The following is a 21031-nucleotide window of genomic DNA, read 5'->3' on the forward strand; positions in this document are numbered from 1 at the left end:
TACCTCACGGATGCTGAAGGTCGGACAACAGTGATTGGTAATGCCGCAGGATCACGTCGCGGCGCGGACGGTCATTGGCGGTCAGGGTGCCCGCCTCGGCGCTGAAAGGTTCGGGCAGGCGTCGCCAGGCATGCACCCGGGCGTAATCCGGCAGGCCGTCATTGCACTGGCGGAGCGCCGTCGCGATCTGCCCATCACTGGCCTGCGGGTCCAGGGGCCAGAGCAGGGCCAGGTTGCCCGGCAGGCCCTCGCCATGCACGAAGGCCTGGCCAATCACCCCACCCTGGGTCAGTTCGGCCTCGACCCATTCCGGGTTGACGTTGCGGCCGAAGCTGGTGATGAACTGGTTCTTCTTGCGCCCGGCCAGGTGCAGGTAGCCGTCACGGTCCAGCTGGCCGAGGTCGCCGGTCGGCCACCACTGGCCGGTGAACGCAGGCTCGCCCAGATAGCCGAGCAGCGCCGTACCCGCCACCAGCACCTCGCCATCCTCGGCGATGCGCACCTGCACATGGGGCAGCGGTCGTCCGACGCTGCCCGGGCGCAGCGCCCCGGGCCGGTTCAGGCACACCACCGATGCGCACTCGGACAACCCGTACCCCTCGTACACCGGCAACCCCACCGCCGCGGCGCGCGACAACAGGCTGTCGGCCACCCGGGCGCCACCCACGGCAACAAAACGCAGCGGACCGACCCGCATCGCCCCCCGTTCGATAGCCGTGACCAACCCCAGCAGCAGCTGCGGAACCAGGATCAGGCTCTCGGCACCGCTCAGGGCGATGGCCCCGAGCAGACGGCTGAAATCCACCTGGCTGGCGCCGCCAATGCCCAGCTGTGCCTGTGTGTAGAGCACTACGCTGGCGCCTGCCAGAAGCGCCGCGTACACCCCCAGGTTCTCCAGCAGCACCGCCAGCGGCAGCACCGCCAGGTATTTGCCCGGCGCCGCCGCGCGGCTGGCGACCTCCAGTTCGTGGGCCACCCTGACCAGGGCCGTCGCGCCCAGGCACACGCCCTTGGGCGCCCCGGTGCTGCCGGAGGTGTAGGTAATCTTGGCGGTGCCGTCCGGCAGGGGCGGCGACGCGACGCTGTCCCGGCTCCAGAATCGCGCGTCCCGGGTGAATCCGCAGTCGCTAAGTTCCGCCGCCAGGCCGGCATCGGCCAGCACCCGTGTCACGCCACCTTGCACCAGGCAGTGGCGTCGCTGGGCCGCACTGAAGAAGCCCGGAAGCAGCAGGCACGGACGCTCGGCCATCAGTGCCGCCAGATCCCACAGCAGGGCTTGCGGGCCGTTTTCCAGGGCCAGGGCGAAGGTACCGGGCGGTTGTTCGCGCAGCCAGCCCGCCCGCTGCCGAACCTCGCACAGCAGTTGCTCATAAGTGAAACTTTCGCCAGCGCCCTGTACCGCTGGCTGGGCACCGCGGTGTCGGCCATGGACCTGCAGCGTTTCGAAAAAGCTCTGGATGTCATGCGGCATGACCGGCCTCCTGGCGGATCGTCGGCAGGCCCAGCCGCTCGAACACGCCGGCATGGGCCAATGCCGCATGGCCCTGGTCGATGCTGCCGACGAACACCTGCGGGTGATGTGCGTAATAACTGCCCCAAGCGCCGGAGTCATCGTCGATACGCCGGGGGTCGGCTTGAGCAACTACCGTAGGTTCCAGGCCCAGTCGGCGAAAGCTGTTGAGCAACGTCGCCGCACCGGTGAAGGCCACCCAGCTCAGACCGCGGGCAGCCAGCAACCAGGTCACGGCGATGATCATGATCCGCGCGCTGCCGGCACTGAGTGCGGCCAGGTTGCCCACCTCCACCAGCTGCTCGCGGGGCACCGGGCTCCCCGCCACACCCGCCACGGCGCGTTCCAGCGGCATATCGAGGTAGCGCTCCAGAAACAGCGGCGCAGCGGCGGCCAGGCGCAGGCCGGCGGCAGCCATCAGCCGGCCATGGCGGTCCTGCAGGCCCAGCAGCTGCGGCAGGTAGTGATGGACATCGGCATGGTGGACACAGGCGAAGCGTGCGTGGATGAACTGCTCTATGGCAGCGCGACCGGATGTTTCCGGGTCGTGCAGCGTGAGCCGCGCCTGGTGGGGCGCATGGTTGCCAATAGGCAAGGGGAACAGGCTGTTCCAGGTCGGCTCGGTCATGACAGGCCCCCGCAGGTTACAGTGCAGGCAGTATCGGCGGCGAATCTGAAGGCAGCCTGAAGTGACCCACTCGATAGGTGATGGCGGGCCTTGCCAGGACTGCTACATTGCTGACTTCTCCGGCGCAGCCAGAACAAGGACTACCCATGCGCTACGAATTCAGCGAAGTGCTCAACGACCTGATCGACTATTTCCTGCTTGGTGATATCCAGTTGCTCGAACAGTTCAAGGAAGACCACGACCTGCCCGACGACCTCGCCCGCGCCTTCACCAGCACCGACAGCGGCGACCTGGCGGTGGCGCAAGGGGTGATCCTGCCGCTGGCCGGAATCGATAACCTGCCTTATCGCATCCTGTTCACCCTCGACGAGCGCACGCCGGCACTGCTGGAGCCCGGCAGCCGTCTCAAGCATCGTCGTGCGGGGTATGTGCTGCGGGTCGAGAACCGTGCGCTGATACTGTTCACCTGGCGCGTCCTGCAGCACTTCACCAACAAGACCCTGGGCGACCTGCTGGCGCGCTACCAGGAGCCGGGGCGGCCGATCATCGAGCTGGACAACGGCTGGTACGTGGTGGAGGTACTGGCGGGCGCCGTGGTGCGCGACGGGTTGTACGAACCGGCGATCGAGTTCGTGCTGAAGAGAACCTATGCCAAACCGCAGATGGCGGCGGTGGATGTCGGGTACCGATTTACCTTGCGTGGGTACTTCGATTGATCAACCGTCATCGCGGGGCAAGCCCGCTCCCACGAGCGTGTGGAGCGGGCTTGCGGGCGGTCAGGTGTGGTTGATGTCGCGATCCTTGGTTTCCGGCAGGAAGAAGATCCCCAGCACCGCGGTCATCACCGCGATCACGATCGGGTACCACAGCCCGTAGTAGATGTCCCCGGTCGCCGCGACCATGGCGAAGGCCACCGTCGGCAGGAAGCCGCCGAACCAGCCGTTGCCGATGTGGTATGGCAGCGACATGGAGGTATAGCGGATCCGCGCCGGGAACAGCTCCACCAGCCAGGCAGCGATCGGGCCGTAGACCATGGTCACGTAGATCACCAGGATGCTCAGCAGCAGCAACACCATCGGGTAGTGGATCTTCGCCGGGTCGGCCTTCTCGGGGTAGCCGGCTTCCTTGAGAGCCGCCGTCAAGGTGGCGGTGAAGGCATCGCCCTGGGTCTTCAGGTCCGCCGCGGCCAGGCTGCTGCCCTCGAAGCTCGGGATCACCCGCTCACCGATGCGGATCTGCGCCACGCTGCCAGGCTCGGCTTTCTCGTTCTCGTAGGGAATGGCCCGTTTGGCCAGCAGGCTCTTGGCGATGTCGCAGGAGCTGGTGAACCGGGCCTTGCCCACCGGATCGAACTGGAACGCGCACTGCCCGGGGTCGGCCACCACTACCACCGGGTTCTGCTCCTGGGCGACGAACACGTCCGGGTTGCCGTACTCGGTCAGTGCCTTGAAGATCGGGAAGTAGGTCAGCGCGGCGATGATGCAGCCGGCCATGATGATCTTCTTGCGCCCGATGCGGTCGGACAGGCTGCCGAAGACGATGAAGAACGGCGTGCCGATCAGCAGCGAACCGGCAATCAGCAGGTTGGCGGTCTGCGGGTCGATCTTCAGCGTCTGCAGCAGGAAGAACAACGCATAGAACTGCCCGGTGTACCACACCACCGCCTGCCCGGCGGTGCCGCCGAGCAGCGCCATGATCACCACCTTGAGGTTGTCCCAGCGGGCGAACGACTCGGTCAGCGGCGCCTTCGACGCCTTGCCTTCGGCCTTCATCTTCATGAATACCGGCGACTCGTTGAGCTGCAGGCGGATGTACACCGAGATCGCCAGCAACAGGATCGACAGCAGGAATGGTATGCGCCAGCCCCAGGCCTCGAACGCCTCGGTACCCATGGCGGTACGACAGGCCAGGATCACCAGCAGCGAGAGGAACAGGCCAAGGGTGGCGGTGGTCTGGATCCATGCGGTGAAGAAGCCGCGCTTGCCCTTGGGCGCATGTTCCGCCACATAGGTGGCGGCGCCGCCGTACTCGCCGCCCAGCGCCAGCCCCTGCAGCAGGCGCAGGCTGATGAGGATCACCGGCGCGGCCACGCCGATGGTCGCGTAGCTGGGCAGCAGCCCCACCACCGCGGTGGATATACCCATGATCACGATGGTGATGAGGAAGGTGTACTTGCGCCCGATCATGTCGCCCAGGCGCCCGAACACGATGGCGCCGAATGGCCGCACGGCAAAGCCGGCGGCGAAGGCGAGCAAGGCGAAGATGAACGAGGTGGTCTCGTTGACCCCGGCGAAGAAGTGCTTGGCGATGATCGCCGCCAGTGATCCGTAGAGGTAGAAGTCGTACCATTCGAACACGGTGCCCAAGGACGAGGCGAAGATGACTTTGCGCTCCTCCCGGGTGATGCCACGTTGGGGCGCGCTACTGCCCGTGGATGCGCTGTCTAGGACCGCCATGGGTCGCCTCCGTCTGGTTGTGGTAGACCGGAGTGCTCCAGCAGATCCCAAAGCACGCACCCAGGCCCAAGGGCATTGCAGGCTGCGCGAAGCACGACGAGGCATCGGCCTCGGATCGCGGCAAGTCACCTCAAGCATAATCGGCCTTTGAACGATATCCACTCGCATGAGTGTTTATGGGCCAATTTGGATAGGAAGCAGGGATGAACGAACGACAGGACGGCGCTTGGCGAGGTCGACTCTGGCTGGCCGATGACCATTGCCTGCTGTTCGGCACGCCGGGCCGTACCAGTGCACACGCCCACTATGCCCACCAGGTGCTGCTGCCCCTCGAGGGCAAGGTGTGCGTTGAAATCGCGGGCGAGCAGCGCAGCGGCAGGTTGCTGGCCATCGGGTCGCTGCAGCCCCACGCCATCCTCGCTCATCAGCCGCCTTGCATCACTCTGTTCGCCGAACCTCTGGCGTTTTCCCTGGAGACCTTGCTCGACGTCTGCCAACAGGCACCCCGTAGCATCCCCGGTCTGGCCCAAGCACTGCGTCTGACACCGCGCCGTTCGCTGGACCCTCGCCTGAACCGGGCACTGGCGCGGATCCGTGCGCTGGACGACCAGCGTCTGCCTGCCACGGCGCTGGCGCAGGAGGCCGCGCTGTCGATCAGCCAGCTGGAACGCTTGTTCAGCGACAGCCTCGGCCTGTCGGTACGACGCCTGGTGCTGTGGCAGCGTCTGCGCCAAGCCCTGCGCCAAGCCCTGACCGGCGCCTCCCTGACCGAAGCAGCCATGGCCGCGGGCTTTGCCGACTCGGCGCACCTTTCACGCAGCCTGCGTCAGCAGTTCGGTATCCGCGCCAGCGAGGCCCTGCGCCACCTGCGCTCAGATTCGCTGGTCTAGGGCCTGGCGCAGGCCGCGTGGCAGTGGTGCCGGCGGCTGCGCCGTGGCTGCCGGGCGAAACGGCTCACGCAGCTGAGCCAGGTATGCTTGCGGGTAGTCCGGGCGATCACCAATGCCCATGTCGTCATCGGCCAGCCCATAACCAGGCAGATGCAGCGCGGTCCCCAGCAGGCGATCCCACAGCGGGAAGAACAGGGCGAAATTGACGTCACCCAGCGTGCCGTACTTCAGATGGTGCAGCCGGTGCACGGGCGCCCAGGCGAACAGATGGCGCAGGCCGCCGATGCGCATGTCGACATTGCTGTGCTGCAGCAGCAACTGCACCGAGATGCTGAAGGCCAGCAGCGCCGCGATATCCTGCGGCAAGCCCAGCAACAGCAACGGCAGCACACCGCCGAGGGCCTCGGCCAGTTGGTGCAGCGGGTGCTTCATCAGGCCGTTGAAGCCGTACAGCCGGGTCACGCTGTGATGCACCGCGTGCAGGCGCCAGAGCAGCGCGCTGCGGTGGCTGGCGTAGTGCACCAGGGTGATGCCCAGGTCGGCCAGGGGTATGGCAAGCAGCAATTGCCACAGCACCGGCCAGTGGCTGGGCCACAGCCCGCTGGCCGGCAGCCAGCCGGCGAACAGTGGAATCGTGGCGATGCTGGCGACATTCAGGGTTTCGTTGACCAGCGCGTGCAAGCCATCGCGCCCGACCTCCCCGTCAGCCTCGCTCCAGGCAGGCTTGTACGGATACAGCGCTTCGCAGGTGAACGACAGCAGGATGGCCACGCCGAGCAGGGGCAGCAGCCAGAGAATGTCGGCGCCGAGGTTGATCAGGTAGACGGCTGTGCCGATGAAACCGAGGAAGAAGCATGGGGCATAGAGGATGCGCATGGAAGGCTCCGGTCATGGATGGAGCCGCGAGTGTTGCCTGGTGCCTGAACGTGACGCTTGAACGAACGGCGCATTTCCTGCCTCAGGCCTGCACACGTCCCTGTAGGAGCGGCCTTGTGCCGCGAAAGGGCCGCAAAGCGGCCCCGGCGATCTTTGCATCGACGCTGAAATCCTGGGGCCGCTACGCAGCCCTTTCGCGGCACAAGGCCGCTCCTACAGGGGACCGTCGATCGCGCCTTGGATTCGTGCCGCCAACTGACGACGCATCTCGTCATTGGCGCCCTGGGCCTGGGCCAGTATCGCCCGCAACCCTTGCACCTGGGCGTCACGCTGCTGCAATTGCTCGTCCAGCAACCTGCTCTGTGCCGTCGCCTGGCGCTGCTCGGCCAGCAGGCGTTCGTTGTCGCGGTGCAGGCGAGTCAGTTCGTCCTGGCGGGCGATGGCGCCCTGCTGCAGGGTCTGCAACTGGCCCTGCAACTGGCGCACCTGGGTCTCGCTCCGGCGTTGCTCCTGCTGGCGCTGTTCGAGGCTGGCGCGCAGTTGCTCGTCCTTGTCGGCCAGGCGCGCCTGCAGTTCGCCCTGGGACTGGCTCAGACCGGCACTGCGCAACTGTTCGGCCTGCAGGTTGGCCTGGCTGGCGGCCAGGCGTTCGGACTCGACGTGCAGCGCACCACTCAAGGTCTCGACCTGGCGCAGCGCGCCGGCCAGTTCGCGCTGGACCCGTTGCAGCTCAGCCTGCATCGCCGCGCAATGGGCCTGTGCGGCAGCCTCGGCGGCATCGATGCGTGCCTGCCCTTCCTCCTGCAATTGCGCGGCCAGTCGCTCGACCATCCGCCCCAGCGGTTCGCTCAGCGCCGTACTGTTGCCCAGCAGCGACACAGGCTGGCGATCGAGTTCCTTCAGGTAGCGGTGGATGGTGGTCTTCGACCCGGTGTTGCCCAATTCGATACGTATCGCATCGATACTCGGATTCTCACCCCGGGCCATCAGCGCCTGCCGCGCTTGCTGAACAGCTGCCTTGTCGATGCCTATGCGGGCCATTGCTCACTCCACCATTACGTACCATGGCATGTACCATGTAATTTGCTGAATACTGCACGTCCCGCACCGCCTTTTCAAGCGCGTCGGTTGCAGGTCGTCCATTACGGTCGCTTTGATATAGTACAGCCCGCTTGAACACCCGCCCTTCATAGATGATATCTATCACCTCATCCAGCCTATCGATTTGACCGCGTCAAATTGCCTCAGCTAACGTGCCGCCCGCTTCGAAGCCTTCCCCGCTGCTGCCAAACCCCGATCCACGGCCTGAGCCGTCGTCCTTGCGTTCGAGTTGTTGAAATGTCTGTGAATACCCCCTCCCGGATCACCGAGCTGGTCATAGAAGCCGGCACCCGTAAAGCCCATCTACCCACCCGCGCCACCCTGATCCTCGGTTTCCTGGCCGGGGCGTTCATCTCCCTGGGTTTCCTGTTGGCGATCCACGTCAGCACCATGATCCCCACACCATGGGCCTCGTTCGGCACCCTGCTGGGCGCCGCGGTGTTTCCCATCGGCCTGATCCTGGTGATCCTGGCCGGGGGCGAACTGCTTACCGGCAACATGATGAGCCTGCCCCTGGCGATGTTCGCCGGACGTATCCGCCTGTGGGCGGTGGCGCGCAACTGGGCCCTGGTGACCCTGGCCAACCTGCTGGGCGCACTGTTCGTCGCCTACTGCTTCGGCCATCTGCTCGGACTGACCGAGGGGCCGTACCTGGGCAAGACCCTGGCGGGCGCCACCAGCAAGGTCAGTGCCGATTTCCTGCATGCCTTCGTCTCCGGCATCGGCTGCAACTGGCTGGTGTGCCTGGCGGTGTGGCTGTCGTACGCCAGCCGTGAGATGAGCGGCAAGATCCTCGGCATCTGGTTCCCGATCATGGCCTTCGTCGCCATCGGCTTCCAGCACGTGGTGGCCAACATGTTCCTGATCCCGGCGGCGATCTTTGCCGGCTACCTGAGCTGGGGGCAGTTGCTGGAAAACCTGGCGGCGGTGTTCCTGGGCAATGCCGTGGGTGGGGCGATCTTCGTCGGCCTGGCCTACTACGTCTCGTTCGGCGCACCGGCTCAGGAACAGGGCGCGCTGCAGTAGCTGGCCTCAGCCGGCCACCGCCTTCGCAGCCTGGGCCAGACGCTGCACGGCCTGGCGGATCTCGTCCGGATCCAGCGAGGCGAACCCCAGGCGCAGGGCATTCTCGGGTTGGCCGGCGGGTGAAAACTGCCGGCCGGCACGCACCACCAGGTCCAGTCGCAGCGCCTCGACCGCCAGCCGACCCACGTCGATCGACGGGGCAAACCTCACCCACAGCGCCAACCCGCCTTCCGGCACCTGCACTGCGATACGCTCGCCAAAGGCCTCCCGCAGGCAAGCCAGCAACATATCCCGGCGCTGCCGGTATTCCCTGGATACCCGCCGCAGATGCTTCCTGAGCTCACCAGCCTCGATCAGGTCGGCGAGCATCCGCTGCATCACCGCATCACCCTGCCCCAGGCTCAGCGCCGCGGTGCGGCTCAGCGTCTCGACCACCGCCGGCGGCGCGACGATGAAGCTGCAACGGAAGGTGCTGCCCAGCGACTTGGACAACGAGCCGACATAGATCACATGGCGCTGCAGGGGATCACTGGCCAGCGGCAGGTAGGGCCGCCCGGCAAAGTGGTACTCGTGGTCGTAGTCCTCCTCGATCACGCAGAAATCATGGCGCCGCGCCAGTTCCAGCAACTGCCGCCGGCGACCGGCGCGCAAACTGACGGTGGTGGGAAACTGGTGGTGGGGCGTGACATACAGAAAGCGCACCGGATGCAGCCGGCACAGCGCTTCGATCTGCTCGACGCGACACCCCTCCTCGTCCAGGTCCACGGTCTCCAGCCGGGCACCCAGCTGGCGAAAGATCTCCCAGGCCGGCGGATAGCTCAGCCGCTCCACCAGCACCACGTCACCGGGCCTGAGCAACACGCTGGCGGCCAGGTACAGCGACATCTGCGTGCCCTGGGTGAGGCAGATGTGCTCGGCCCCCACGTTCAGCCCGCGCTCCTGGCGCAGCATGTCCGCCAGCACCCGGCGCAGGTGATGGCCGCTGCCGTCGCTGCCATGGCGCACGGTATTGGTGGCGAAGCTGTGACGCAGGGCCTTGCGGTAGTAACGGTGCAGGACCGCCTGGGGCAACAGGCGATGGTCACAGGCGCCATTGTCGAAGAACAGTGCCCCGGGGCGCTGGTGCCACGCCGTTGCCTGCTCGCTCGCCGCGAAATACGCAGTGGCAGGCGCATCGCGCAATTTCGGAGCGAATGGCTGCGCCACCTGGCGCGCCGGCGTCGCCTGCGCGGCGAGCTGCTGGCTGACGAAGGTTCCCCGGCGCGGCACGCTGTACAGCCAGCCCTTGGTCGCCGCTTCCTCGTAGGCAAGGATCACCGTCTTGCGATTGACGTCGAGCAGTTGCGCCATGTCCCGGGTACCCGGCAAGGGGGTTCCGGGAAGCAGGCGGCCATCGCTGATCGCGCTGACCAGTCCTTCGACGATCTTTCGATAGGAGGCCTGCGGCTCGCCCCCGTCCAGGTTGAGCAACGGCCGCCATTTGCGTAACTGGACCATGTGAATTATCCAAAACTGGAGGTTTTCCTGGTCCAAGTCTACCGCAACAATCACCGCTCCCACTGCCGCGAGATCGCCATGCCCAACCACCATGTCATTGAATTGTCGCCCTCGGGCAGAACCTTCGAGGCCGGCGACGAGCTGCTGCTCGACGCCATGCTCGCCAGTGGCCTTGCCGTGCCCTTCTCGTGCCGTCGCGGCGCCTGCGGCTCGTGCAAGGTCAAGGTGGTCGCCGGCCAGTATCGCGACAGGCTGCGCGACGCGGATACGCCCGCGCCCTCCTATCCCCTGGCCGCCGACGAACTGCTGCTGTGCCAGAGCCACGCTTGCGGCGACATGCGCCTGGCGATTCCCGGCTGGTCACTGGACACGCCGACGCTGGCCTTCAGCGCGCGGGTACTGGACAAGCGCTCCCTGAGCGTCGATATCACCGAGCTGGTGCTGCAACCCGAACAGCCCGTCGAGGTACGTGCCGGCCAGTACCTCAGGTTCCGCCTCGACAACGGTGACAGCCGCTGTTTCTCCATCGCCAACCTGCCGGCGCAGGACCAGGGACGGATGCTGTTTCATATCCGCAGGGTCGCTGGCGGCCTGTTTTCCGAGCACCTGCTGCCATCACTCGGCATAGGCGACGTGCTGAACCTCGAAGGCCCGGTGGGGGCCTGCACCTGGCAACATGAAGATGAACGCCCCGTCGTACTGTTCGCCACCGGAACCGGCTATGCCGGCATCAAGCCTCTGCTGCTGATGGCCCTGGCACGCGATGCCGAGGTCACGCTGTATTGGGGCGGCGCCTCGCCGGCCGATTTCTACGACCGTGCGTTCCTCGACCAGTGCAGCCAGGCGCACCCTCGGTTTCGCTGGCATCCGGTCCTGGCCACCCAGGCCCGCGTGCAGCAGGTGGCGCTGGCCCAGGCGCATCGCTGGGCCGATACCCAGGTCTACGCCTGTGGCAACGCCACGATGATCCAGCAGGTCCGCGAGCAATGCCTTGGCGCAGGCGTGCAGGCCCATCGCTTCATCGCTGAGGCCTTCGTGCCCAGCGGCGCAGCGCTGCCGTCGACGGCACTGGACCCGCAACTGGAGAAAGTCGGCCCGCGCTACTCGCTGGACGGCATGCTCGCCGCCCGCGAACAGACGGTACGGGCCCTGGCCGCCATCGCCAGCCAGCTGGAAGTCGGCATGACCACCGCCCAGGCCTTGGCCATGGCCGAGCGCACCTTGCGGGCCATGGGCGCCTCGCACACCTGGCACCCGACCTACATCCGCTTCGGCGACGACACCGTGCGCACGCCGCGCCAGGGCATCGACCCGCAGCGCAGGCTGCGCGCCAGCGATATCGCAGTGGTCGATCTCGGCCCGGTATGGGACGGCTACGAGGGTGATTATGGGGATACCTTCGTGTTCGGCGACCGCCCCCTGCACCACGCCTGCGTCGAAGCGCTGCATGCCGTGTTCGACGAGACGCGCCTGGCCTGGCGCCGCGGACTGACCGGGCGCGAGCTGTACAACGTCGCCGAGCGCAGTGCCCAGGCCAGGGGCTGGTGTCTGGAGCGCAACCTGGCCGGGCATCGCATCGCCGACTTCCCCCATGTCCTGTACGGGCAGGAGAAGCTGGCCGACCTGCAGATCGTGCCGGGGGAGATGGTCTGGGTGCTGGAAATCCAGCTGTGCCATCCCAGCGAACCGGTCGGGGCGTTCTTCGAGGATATCCTCATCGCCAGTTGACCCTGCCGGGCTGATCGTCAGCTGCACTGCTGGATGTTAATGATTTGCATTGAGGTTTTACCGTACTGGGTCGGAAAGCCTAGTGAATGCCTTCACTCACTTGCGAATCGAAAGGAATCCAGCATGTCGCAACAGCGTGTCAGCCCGGCGCAGCAGCCGGCTGTGCCCCACTTCGACCTCAATCGCACCTTCGCCGCCGTGCACATGGCCTTGTTGCTCGGCCTGGGCGGTGTCTCCATGAGCGTGACCGCGGCGCAGACCGTGGAACGGGCCGAGGAAGTGGAAAAATCCCGCCAAGACCAGGCCAGCGGCAGCCTCGAGCTGACCGAGACCCGGGTCGAAGGCGACCTCGACGCCCCGAGCGCACTGCCCCCCGCCTACGCCGGCGGCCAGGTGGCCTCGGGCGGCCGGGTCGGCTTGCTGGGCAACAAGGACTTCATGGAGACGCCGTTCAGCACCATCAGCTACACCGACCAGTACATCCAGGACACCCAGGCGCAAACCGTCACCGACGTGATCGCCGCGACCGACCCCGCAGTGTTCAGCAATGGCCTGAAGGGCACCTACAGCGAGAACTACTCGATCCGCGGCTTCAACTCCAACATCAACGATGTGAGCATCGGTGGCCTGTACGGCATGGCGCCCTACTACCGGATCTCGCCCGAGATGTACGAGCGCATCGAAGTGCTCAAGGGCCCGTCTGCCCTGCTCAACGGCATGCCACCGGCCGGCTCGGTGGCCGGCAGCATCAACCTGGTGCCCAAGCGCGCGGGCGCCGAACCGCTGACCCGGATCACCACCACCTACATGTCCGACGCGCAGTTCGGCGGGCACCTCGACGTCGGCCGCCGCTTCGGCGAGCAGCAGCAGTTCGGCGTGCGCTTCAACAGTGTCTATCGTGACGGCGACACCGCGACCGACCATCAGCGCATGAAGGCCGAGCTCAACGCCCTGGGCCTCGACTGGCGCGGCGAGCGGGCGCGCCTGTCCGCCGACCTGTACGAAAGCGAGGACCGGGTCAGGGGCCAGAACCGCGGCATCGGCCTGGCCGCAGGCGTGCCAGTGCCCCGGCCGCCGAAGTCCGAGACCTTGCTCAACCCGGACTGGGGCTTCGTCCAGACCCGCGACAAGGGCGTGATCGTGCGCGGCGAGTACGACCTCAACGACAACCTCATGGCCTATGCCGCGGCCGGCACCAGCAAGACCGACTATGCCTACAGTGGCACCATGCTCGCCGAGGTGTTCAACACCGCTGGAGACATGGAGACGAACATGGGCCAGTTGAAGATCGACCTCAAGAAGACTTCGGGCGAGGCCGGCCTGCGCGGCCATTTCGACACGTTCGGTGTCGGTCACCAATGGTCGCTCAACGCCACGCACTACTCGGACAAGCAGCACGATTATGGCCGACGCAACGTCCCGGGGGCCGAGTGGGTCAACAACATCTACCACCCAGTCTGGGGACCGGAGGCCGCCAGGAGCTACCCGGCCATCGCCCACACCGAGTCGCGCCTGAGCAGCTACGGCCTGGCCGACACCCTGTCGTTCCTCGACGAGCGTCTTCAACTCACCTTGGGCGTGCGTCGCCAGCAGGTGCTGACCGACAGTTTCGACGTCAGCAACGGCGCGCATACCACGCGCTACAACGAGAGCGCCACGACCCCAGCGGCGGCAGTGCTGGTCAAGGTCACCGACGAGGTGTCGCTGTACGCCAACTACATCGAGGGCCTGAGCAAGGGTGCCATCGCCCCGATTACCGCGCCCAACGCCGGCCAAGTGTTCGCCCCCTACAAGTCCAAGCAGAAGGAAGTCGGCATCAAGCTCGACCTTGGCGACTTCGCCCACACCCTGAGCCTGTACCAGATCGAACGCCCCAGCAGCTTCACCGATCCGGTGACCAAGGTGTTCTCCTTCGGTGGTGAACAGCGTAACCGCGGGCTCGAGTGGAGCTTCTTCGGCACCCCGCTGACCGATGTGCGCCTGATGGGCGGCGTGGCGCGCCTCGACCCCAAGGTGACCAAGGCCGAGAACCCCGCCGAGGAAGGCAAGACCGCCACCGGCCAGCCGAAATTGCAAGGCAAGCTGGGCGTGGAGTGGGACACCCCACTGCTCGATGGCCTGACCCTGACCGCCAACGCCACCGCCGTGTCGAAGCAGTACATCAGCGACGACAACAGCCAGTCGATTCCTGGCTACACGATATATGACGTCGGTGCCCGCTACCGGCTGCAGGTGGCCGACCACCCGGTGACCTTGCGCGGCACGGTGGAGAACGTGACCAACAAGGCCTACTGGGGCATGCCGTTGCTCACCAGCCTGGGGCTGGGTGCGCCGCGTACGGTACAGCTGTCTGCCAGCATCGATTTCTGACCTCAGTCCGCCTTGCCTACCGGCATCGGTTGCCCCGCCAGGACACTGGCGGGCGTGACCACCTGCCCCAGGTCGATGTGACGGAAATCCGGCTTGGCCCCCAGCCGCGCATTGAAACGCACGTTGAAGGTGAACGGGTCGTCGGTCGGCATGTCCAGCGAACGGCCGTAGCGCGCGCTCACGGCCGTGCCGTCATAACCCATCAGTTTGAGCAGCGTGGGGAACAGGTTGTAATGGCTGGAAGCGTTGCGATTGGCCTGCAGATGGGCCTGCCAGTCCAGCGTGCGCAGGCCCTCGCCCTGGATCACCACCAATGGCACCAGGCCCTCTTCCGGCACAGGATCGCTGTCGCAATGGGTGTTCAGGCCAGGATTGCCGCGCTCATGCAGGTCCTGGCCATGGTCGGAGGTATAGAGCACCACGGCCTGGCTGAGATCACCCTCGGCGAACAGCCGGCGAAAGAATTCGCCGACATTCCACAGCACGGTGTTCTGGTAGGCGTTGCGATACAACACCCAGTCCTGCGGACGGCCATCGAATCCATCGCGGGTGCCGGTGTCGGCGATATCGACGTAACGCCCCCGAGGCAAGGCGGGCTGGTACTTGAGGAAGTCATCCGGATACTTGTCATGCACCGGGAAGTGGGCGCCGACCTTGTTCACCACGATCAGCTGCGGCCTGCCGTCCTTGAGCAACGCCACCAGCCGCTCCAGCGCCGCCATGTCGCGCTGCACCACGGGGGTGTCGTCGAACTGGATGAACTGGTCGATATCACGCTTTTCGGTCTCGGTCATCAGGTTCTGCAGGTTGCCGCCGGTGCGCTGGCCATCGATATACACCGTTCCCAGGCCCGCGCGTTTGGCGTACTGCCAGATCGACGGCTGGGTCGAGTTGATGCGCAGGTAATCGGTGCGGGTTCCGCCATAGCGCAGGGTGACGTTGGTGTCGGCACTGCAGTTGGCGATGGACGCGGCATAGCCGAAGTTGACGATTGACACGCCGGACTGGGCCTGGCCCAGGTGGCTGGTGACCCCGGCCGGGGTGTTCAGGTCCAGGTAGTTGCCCGAGATGCTCTCGTCGATCAGCAGCACGATATCCCGCGCCATCGCCGGCCCCGCCTGGGCCAGGGTCACTGGCTGGCGCGGCCCGACATGGTCGTGCAGGGTCTCGTAGCCGAACAGGCTGAGGTAGGCCAGCGGCGTGTACATCACCGGCAGCCCGCGGGCGCCCTCGCCGGCGCGCACGAACAGGATGGCGATCAGCGCCAGCAGACCCAGCACCGGCGCCACGGGTGGCAACAGCCACGGTAGCCGAGGGGTCGGCCCCGGGCGCAAGCCAAGACCAAACAGCAGCAACAGCGCCCGTGCCGCGGCCAGGGTAATAGCGTAGTGATATTGCTGCAGGGCCTCCTGAACGAAACCGCCGGCATAGACCATGGACACGAATGCGCTATAGGTCAGGTAGGAGTCGGTGATGCGGTTATAAGCGTCGAGAAAGATCGCACTGACCGTGAACGCCAGCGCCAGCGACCAGCGCAGCCAGCCGGGGCGGCTGAACGCGGCCAGCAGCAGGGCCAGAGCCAATACAGCGAACACCCCCAGGTACAGCACCAGTGGCAGGCCAATACCCAGGGCTTCTATGCGCTCGCGGTAATAGGCATGAAAGCTGGCCAGATAGACGAGCAACAGCAAAAGCTTGATCCATCCGCGCATGTTTCGGCCACTCCGGTCATGGGAATCTCCTCAAACCGTAGCAGTTGTGAAACAAACCACAACGCAAAAAAGTCAAAATTCCGACGACATACCGACACCAGAATCTGGCACCTGCCGCAAGTTGTTGTTGATTCTCCCTATCGTCTGCAACCCGCTTATTTCGGTGCGTCCAACCGTTCATCGGTTCGTCGAACGGCCAATTGCCACTAGCTATGCGCGCTAACACACGGATTGGAAACAGGTTGGTGGCAGAACGCCCGTTTCGCCAGGGTCTGTAAATTCGACGAAACATGCCATTGCTTTGACGCAAATCCACCGGGCTGAGCTATACCCAATTCACACCACTGTTTCATCTCCCTTACTCATCCATACGAGGCACCGCGCATGGACGTGAGCGTTTTTGGCACCGGTTATGTCGGACTGGTACAGGCAGCAGCCCTGGCGGACGTAGGTCACCGGGTCCTGTGCGTGGATGTCGATACCCACAAGATCAACCAGTTGCGCCAGGGTGTACCGCCGATCAGCGAGCCGGGCCTGTCGGACCTGCTCGAGGACAACATCAAGGAAGGCCGCCTGCTGTTCAGCACCCAGGCCAGCGACGCGGTCAGTCACGCCGAACTGATCTTCATCGCCGTCGGCACGCCGCCCGACGAGGACGGCTCGGCCGACCTCAGCCATGTGCTCAACGTCACCCGGCAGATTGCCGCGCTGATGGAGACCGACCATACCCTGATCATCAAGTCCACCGTGCCGGTGGGCACCGCCGACCAGGTCATGGCCCTGGCCCGCGACGAACTGCAGCGCCTGGGCAAGGGCCAGTTGCAGGTGCGCGTGGTGTCCAACCCCGAGTTTCTCAAGGAAGGCAGCGCCCTGGCCGACTGCATGCGTCCGGACCGGATCATCGTCGGCACCCTCGACGAAGTCGCCCATGACCAGCTGGCCGAACTGTACGCGCCGTTCTGCCGCAACCACGAAAAGCTGATGTTCATGGACAACCGCAGCGCCGAGCTGACCAAGTACGCCGCCAACGCCATGCTCGCCACCCGCATCAGCTTCATGAACGAGCTGGCCAACCTCAGCGAACACCTGGGCGCCGATATCGAGGCAGTGCGCCGCGGCATCGGTTCCGACCCGCGCATCGGCTACCACTTCATCTATCCAGGCTGCGGTTTCGGCGGTTCGTGCTTCCCCAAGGACATCAAGGCCCTGCTGCACACCGCCGCCCACAGCGGTATGCCGCTGCGCCTGCTGCAGAGCGTGAATGAAGTCAACGACCAGCAGCGCCGCATCCTCTTCGCCAAGCTCAAGCAGCGCCTGGCGGGCCTGGCCGGCAAGTCCATCGCCCTGTGGGGCCTGGCCTTCAAGCCCAACACCGACGACATGCGCGAGGCCCCCAGCCGCTACCTGATGGAGGCCCTGTGGGCCGAAGGCGCCACCGTGCGCGCCTACGATCCCGAAGCCATGGACGAGTGCCGGCGCCTGTACGGCTACCGTGACGACCTGCACCTGTGCGCCACCCGCGACGACACCCTGCAGGACGCCGATGCCCTGGTGATCTGCACCGAGTGGAAGAACTTCCGCGTGGTCGACTTCTCGATGCTGGCCAGCAAGCTGCGCGAGCGGGTGATCGTCGACGGACGCAACCTGTACAACCCCGAACAGGTCGCCGCCCACGGCCTGCACTACAGCGGCATCGGCCTGCGCCAGGTCGCCCCGCAGGTGGATGCGCCATGAAAGTGCTGGTCACCGGCGCGGCCGGCTTCATCGGCGCCCACACCTGCCGCCAGCTATTGTTCGAGGGGCACCAGGTGGTGGGGCTGGACAACTTCAACGACTACTACGAGCCGGCACTCAAGCATGCCCGCGTGCACTGGGTGCGCCAGACAGTCGGTGATTTCCCGCTGCACTGCCTGGACCTGGGCGACCGCGACGGCATGGCCCGGCTGTTCGCCAGCGAGCGTCCGGAGGTGGTGGTGCACCTGGCGGCCCAGGCCGGCGTGCGCTACTCGCTGCAAAACCCGCAAGCCTACCTGGACAGCAACCTGGCCGGTTTTCTCAACATTCTCGAAGGTTGCCGCCGCCATCCGGTCAAGCACCTGCTGTACGCCTCGTCCAGCTCGGTGTATGGCGCCAACCAGCAGACGCCCTATCGGGTGCAGGATTCGGTGGACCACCCGCTGTCGCTGTATGCCGCCACCAAGAAGGCCAACGAGGCCATGGCCCACAGCTACAGCCACCTTTATGGCATCCCCTGCAGCGGCCTGCGTTTCTTTACCGTGTACGGCCCCTGGGGCCGCCCGGACATGTCGCCGATGCAGTTCGCCAAGGCGATCAGCGAAGGCCGGCCGATCCAGTTGTTCAACCATGGCCGTCACCAGCGCGACTTCACCTACATCGACGACATCGTCGAAAGCCTGGTGCGGCTGATCCCCCTGCCCCCGGTCGCCGACCCGCAGTGGGACACGCTCAACCCGGACCCGGCGAGCAGCCACGCGCCCTGGCGCCTGTACAACATCGGTGGGCAGCGCCCGGTGGAGCTGCTCGACTACCTGGCCCTGCTGGAAAAACACCTGCAGCGCAACGCGGTGATCGAACTGCTGCCGCTGCAACCGGGCGATGTGCTGGCCACCTGCGCCGACGCCAGCGCCCTGGCCAGGGTCACCGGTTTCACCCCACAGATAGGCCTTGATGAAGGGCTCGGGCGCTTCGTCGCCTGGTTCAAGAGCTACCACTCGCCCGCCGCCAGCGAAGCGGCGCCCACGGGCGAGCAGCCAGATCAGCGGAGGGCGGTATGACAGGACAACCCAAGAGCGCGCAACTGCAGGCGCTGTACCAGGACAAACGCATGGACCCGGCGCACCGGCAGCGCATCGATGCCGCCATCCACATGCAGGGCCGCGGTTGGATGACCGGCCGTGCCGGGGGCCGCCCGTGGACGCTGTCGCGGACCAACCGCGTGCTGTCGTGCCTGGCCGCGCTGACCCTGCTGCTGCTGCTGTCGCCGGTGTTCCTGGTGCTGGCGCTGCTGATCAAGCTGTCGAGCAAGGGCCCGGTGTTCTTCGTGCAGAAGCGCACCGGCTACCGGGGCCGCGCCTTCGGCATGTACAAGTTCCGCACCATGGTGGCCAACGCCGAGGCGCTCAAGGACTCGCTGCGCCACCTGAACAAGCACGGCGCCGAATCCATCGACTTCAAGATCGACAAGGACCCGCGCATCACCTCGATAGGCGGCTGGCTGCGCCGCAGCAGCCTGGACGAGCTGCCCAACCTGATCAACGTGGTTACCGGCGACATGCGCCTGGTCGGCCCGCGCCCCACCTCGTTCAACGCCTACCGCTACCACGACAACCACCTGGCGCGGCTGTCGATCTACCCGGGCATGACCGGCCTGTGGCAGATCTCCGGGCGCAGCAACATCGACTTCGACCAACGCGTAGAGCTGGACCTGAGCTACATCAACGAACAGAGCCTGATGCTGGACCTGAAGATCCTGCTCAAGACCCCGTTCAAAGTGTTCACTGGCCACGGAGCAAGCTGAGATGGACGGTTCATCCTCAAGAAGTCTGACCATCGCTACCCCAAGCGAGACCAACCTGACCTCCACCGTGCTCGACCTCGACCAGCGCACCCTGCTGCTGACCGCGGCCAACACCGGCAGCGGCACCAGTACCAGCGCCCTGGCCTTTGCCAGCCAGCTGGCATTGATGAGCGCGGGCAACGTGCTGCTGATCGACGCCAGCCTCAGCCCCGGCGGCCTCAGCCAGCAACTGGGCCTGGGCAAGCTGCGCGGCTACAGCGACCTGCTGTTCAACCAGGACACCCCGCCGCTGGCCCAGGACTGCATCGTGCGCCTGTCCGACCAGCCGTTCGACGTGCTGCCGGTGGGCACCTGGAAACGCGGCCGCGACCGCCTCGACCACGAGCAGTTGCGCGTGCTGCTGCACCAGCTGAGTAACCAGTACCGCTTCGTGGTGATCGATGGCGAAGCCATCTACGCCAGCGCCGACAGCCTGGTGATCGGCACCCTGGTCGACGGCGTGATCCTGGTGGTGTGCGCCGAGGAGACCCGTTGGGAAGTCGCCCAGGCCGCCAGTCAACGCCTGACCCAGGCCGGCGCGCGACTGATCGGCAGCGTGTTCAACAAGCGCAAGTACTACATGCCCAAGTGGCTGTACGAAAATCTCTGAGAGGCCGCACAGGATGAACGCCATGAGATACCCATCGATTGCCCTGTGCGTGCTGGCCCTGGCCGGCTGCGCCAGCCAGGAAGACCGCCAGATGCCGGTGCAGATCCTTACCGCGCCACCGGCCGAGAGCCAGGCCACCGAAGTCGCCCGCCGCGAGCAGGTGCTGCGCCCGCAGGACGTGCTGGAGGTGATCTTCCACGTCAGCAACCGTTCGGCCGGGGTCTACCGCATCCAGTCCGGCGACACCCTGGACCTGAACTTCATGGCCGCCAGCGGCCTGAACGGCAACCAGCTGGTGCAGCCCGACGGCAGCATCACCCTGCCCAGCACCAACGCTGCGGTGCGCGTCGAGGGCATGACCCCCGGCGAGGCCGAGAACGCCATCCGCCAGGCCTACCAGGACAAGCGGGTGTTCAAGCCCAACCGTGACCAGGTCACCGTGCGGGTAATCAGCCCGATGACCGACGAGGTCAACCTGAAGAACGCCCTCAACCACCCCGGCACCGGCATGAGCCGCGACATCACCGTGGGCAACGACGGCCGCGCCACCTTCCCGGAAATCGGTTCGGTGCCGCTGCAGGGCATGACCGTCAACCAGCTGCGCGACTACCTCAACGAGCGCTACGCCACCCTGCCCGGGCGCATGAGCGTGGACGTGCTGCTCAAGTCCACCGCCGCCAACGAGATCTATGTGCTCGGCGAAGTCGGCCAGCCCGGCGCCTTCCAGATCCGCCGCCCAATATCGGTGCTCGAAGCGCTGACCCTGGCCCGCGGCCCGACCCTCAAGGCCAAGCTCGGCTCGGTGGTGATCATGCGCCGTGAAGGCAACACCGTGCACGCGGTCAACTACGACGTCGACCAGGCGCTGTCCGGTGGTACCCAGAAGCTCGCCTACCTGCAGCCCGAAGACATGCTCTACGTGCCCAAGACCAAGCTGGCCAGCGCCGCCGAGCTGTCCCGGCAACTGGCCGACGTGGTGCTGTTCCAGGGCTTCGGCTTCAGCTTCAGCTACCGCGTCGACAACAAAGAAAGCGACGACTGACCGGGGGA

The 21031-nt window shown here is 65.8% G+C and carries 17 protein-coding genes; 10 read left to right on the forward strand and 7 right to left on the reverse strand.

Translation table 11 applies throughout. The annotated features are described in order from the left end of the window. Positions 1-4 precede the first annotated feature (4 nt). Complete coding sequence (locus POF53_RS17535) at positions 5-1471, reverse strand: AMP-binding protein (protein ID WP_498968724.1); 1467 nt, start codon at positions 1469-1471, stop codon at positions 5-7. After that, positions 1461-2138, reverse strand: a complete 678-nt coding sequence (locus POF53_RS17540; protein WP_232856959.1) for a thermostable hemolysin — start codon at positions 2136-2138, stop codon at positions 1461-1463. The genes POF53_RS17535 and POF53_RS17540 overlap by 11 nt, the downstream gene beginning before the upstream one ends. 146 nt (positions 2139-2284) lie before the next feature. On the opposite strand from POF53_RS17540, the gene POF53_RS17545 reads away from it, so the two are divergent. Next, positions 2285-2854, forward strand: a complete 570-nt coding sequence (locus tag POF53_RS17545) for a hypothetical protein (protein WP_110737761.1) — start codon at positions 2285-2287, stop codon at positions 2852-2854. A 60-nt stretch (positions 2855-2914) separates the two neighbouring features. On the opposite strand, the gene POF53_RS17550 is transcribed toward POF53_RS17545, so the two are convergent. Next, positions 2915-4594: an MFS transporter gene (locus tag POF53_RS17550; protein ID WP_203646341.1), complete on the reverse strand. Its 1680-nt coding sequence runs from the start codon at positions 4592-4594 to the stop codon at positions 2915-2917. A 203-nt stretch (positions 4595-4797) separates the two neighbouring features. Here POF53_RS17550 and POF53_RS17555 point away from each other — a divergent pair, with 203 nt between their 5' ends. Continuing rightward, positions 4798-5484, forward strand: coding sequence for a helix-turn-helix domain-containing protein (locus tag POF53_RS17555; RefSeq protein WP_203646339.1), 687 nt, complete (start codon positions 4798-4800; stop codon positions 5482-5484). Here POF53_RS17555 and POF53_RS17560 read toward each other — a convergent pair. Beyond that, positions 5467-6360 (reverse strand): sterol desaturase family protein, encoded by an 894-nt coding sequence (locus POF53_RS17560; protein WP_498968728.1) that lies wholly within the window; start codon positions 6358-6360, stop codon positions 5467-5469. The genes POF53_RS17555 and POF53_RS17560 overlap by 18 nt on opposite strands. A 213-nt stretch (positions 6361-6573) precedes the next feature. Further along, positions 6574-7401 (reverse strand): DNA-binding protein, encoded by an 828-nt coding sequence (locus tag POF53_RS17565; protein WP_203646335.1) that lies wholly within the window; start codon positions 7399-7401, stop codon positions 6574-6576. 297 nt (positions 7402-7698) lie between these two features. Here POF53_RS17565 and POF53_RS17570 point away from each other — a divergent pair, with 297 nt between their 5' ends. After that, the gene (locus POF53_RS17570) at positions 7699-8487 is read left to right on the forward strand and encodes a formate/nitrite transporter family protein (RefSeq protein ID WP_267812541.1); all 789 of its coding nucleotides are present in this window, start codon (positions 7699-7701) and stop codon (positions 8485-8487) included. Between the two features lie 6 nt (positions 8488-8493). Here POF53_RS17570 and pdxR read toward each other — a convergent pair whose 3' ends face one another. Beyond that, complete coding sequence (gene pdxR, locus POF53_RS17575) at positions 8494-9984, reverse strand: MocR-like pyridoxine biosynthesis transcription factor PdxR (RefSeq protein ID WP_475858664.1); 1491 nt, start codon at positions 9982-9984, stop codon at positions 8494-8496. Between the two features lie 78 nt (positions 9985-10062). Here pdxR and POF53_RS17580 point away from each other — a divergent pair, with 78 nt between their 5' ends. Then, on the forward strand, positions 10063-11712 hold the full coding sequence (locus POF53_RS17580) for a M24 family metallopeptidase (protein WP_498968731.1): 1650 nt from the start codon (positions 10063-10065) through the stop codon (positions 11710-11712). A gap of 123 nt (positions 11713-11835) precedes the next feature. Beyond that, complete coding sequence (locus tag POF53_RS17585; protein WP_498968733.1) at positions 11836-14082, forward strand: TonB-dependent receptor; 2247 nt, start codon at positions 11836-11838, stop codon at positions 14080-14082. A 2-nt stretch (positions 14083-14084) separates the two neighbouring features. Here the strand turns inward: POF53_RS17585 and POF53_RS17590 are convergent, their stop codons facing one another. Beyond that, positions 14085-15794 carry a sulfatase-like hydrolase/transferase gene (locus POF53_RS17590; RefSeq protein ID WP_232856950.1) on the reverse strand — a complete coding sequence of 570 codons (1710 nt, stop codon included), beginning with the start codon at positions 15792-15794 and terminating at the stop codon, positions 14085-14087. A 384-nt stretch (positions 15795-16178) separates the two neighbouring features. Here POF53_RS17590 and POF53_RS17595 point away from each other — a divergent pair, with 384 nt between their 5' ends. From POF53_RS17595 to POF53_RS17615, 5 genes are read left to right on the forward strand one after another with little or no spacing between them, the layout of a single operon-like run. Next, positions 16179-17528: a UDP-glucose dehydrogenase family protein gene (locus tag POF53_RS17595; protein WP_050705465.1), complete on the forward strand. Its 1350-nt coding sequence runs from the start codon at positions 16179-16181 to the stop codon at positions 17526-17528. After that, positions 17525-18589, forward strand: coding sequence for an NAD-dependent epimerase (locus tag POF53_RS17600; protein ID WP_232856949.1), 1065 nt, complete (start codon positions 17525-17527; stop codon positions 18587-18589). Before POF53_RS17595 ends, POF53_RS17600 begins: the two co-directional genes overlap by 4 nt. Beyond that, a complete protein-coding gene (locus POF53_RS17605) occupies positions 18586-19332 on the forward strand; it encodes a sugar transferase (RefSeq protein ID WP_050705463.1) in 747 nt (248 codons plus the stop codon). Before POF53_RS17600 ends, POF53_RS17605 begins: the two co-directional genes overlap by 4 nt. A gap of 1 nt (position 19333) precedes the next feature. Beyond that, entirely contained in the window at positions 19334-19981 is a 648-nt protein-coding gene (locus tag POF53_RS17610; RefSeq protein ID WP_050705462.1) for a CpsD/CapB family tyrosine-protein kinase, read from the forward strand. A gap of 22 nt (positions 19982-20003) precedes the next feature. Then, positions 20004-21023 carry a polysaccharide biosynthesis/export family protein gene (locus POF53_RS17615; protein ID WP_232856948.1) on the forward strand — a complete coding sequence of 340 codons (1020 nt, stop codon included), beginning with the start codon at positions 20004-20006 and terminating at the stop codon, positions 21021-21023. Positions 21024-21031 lie beyond the last annotated feature (8 nt).

The sequence above is a fragment of the Mitsuaria sp. RG genome (assembly GCF_028369275.1).
Taxonomy (GTDB): Bacteria; Pseudomonadota; Gammaproteobacteria; order Pseudomonadales; family Pseudomonadaceae; genus Aquipseudomonas; species Aquipseudomonas peradeniyensis.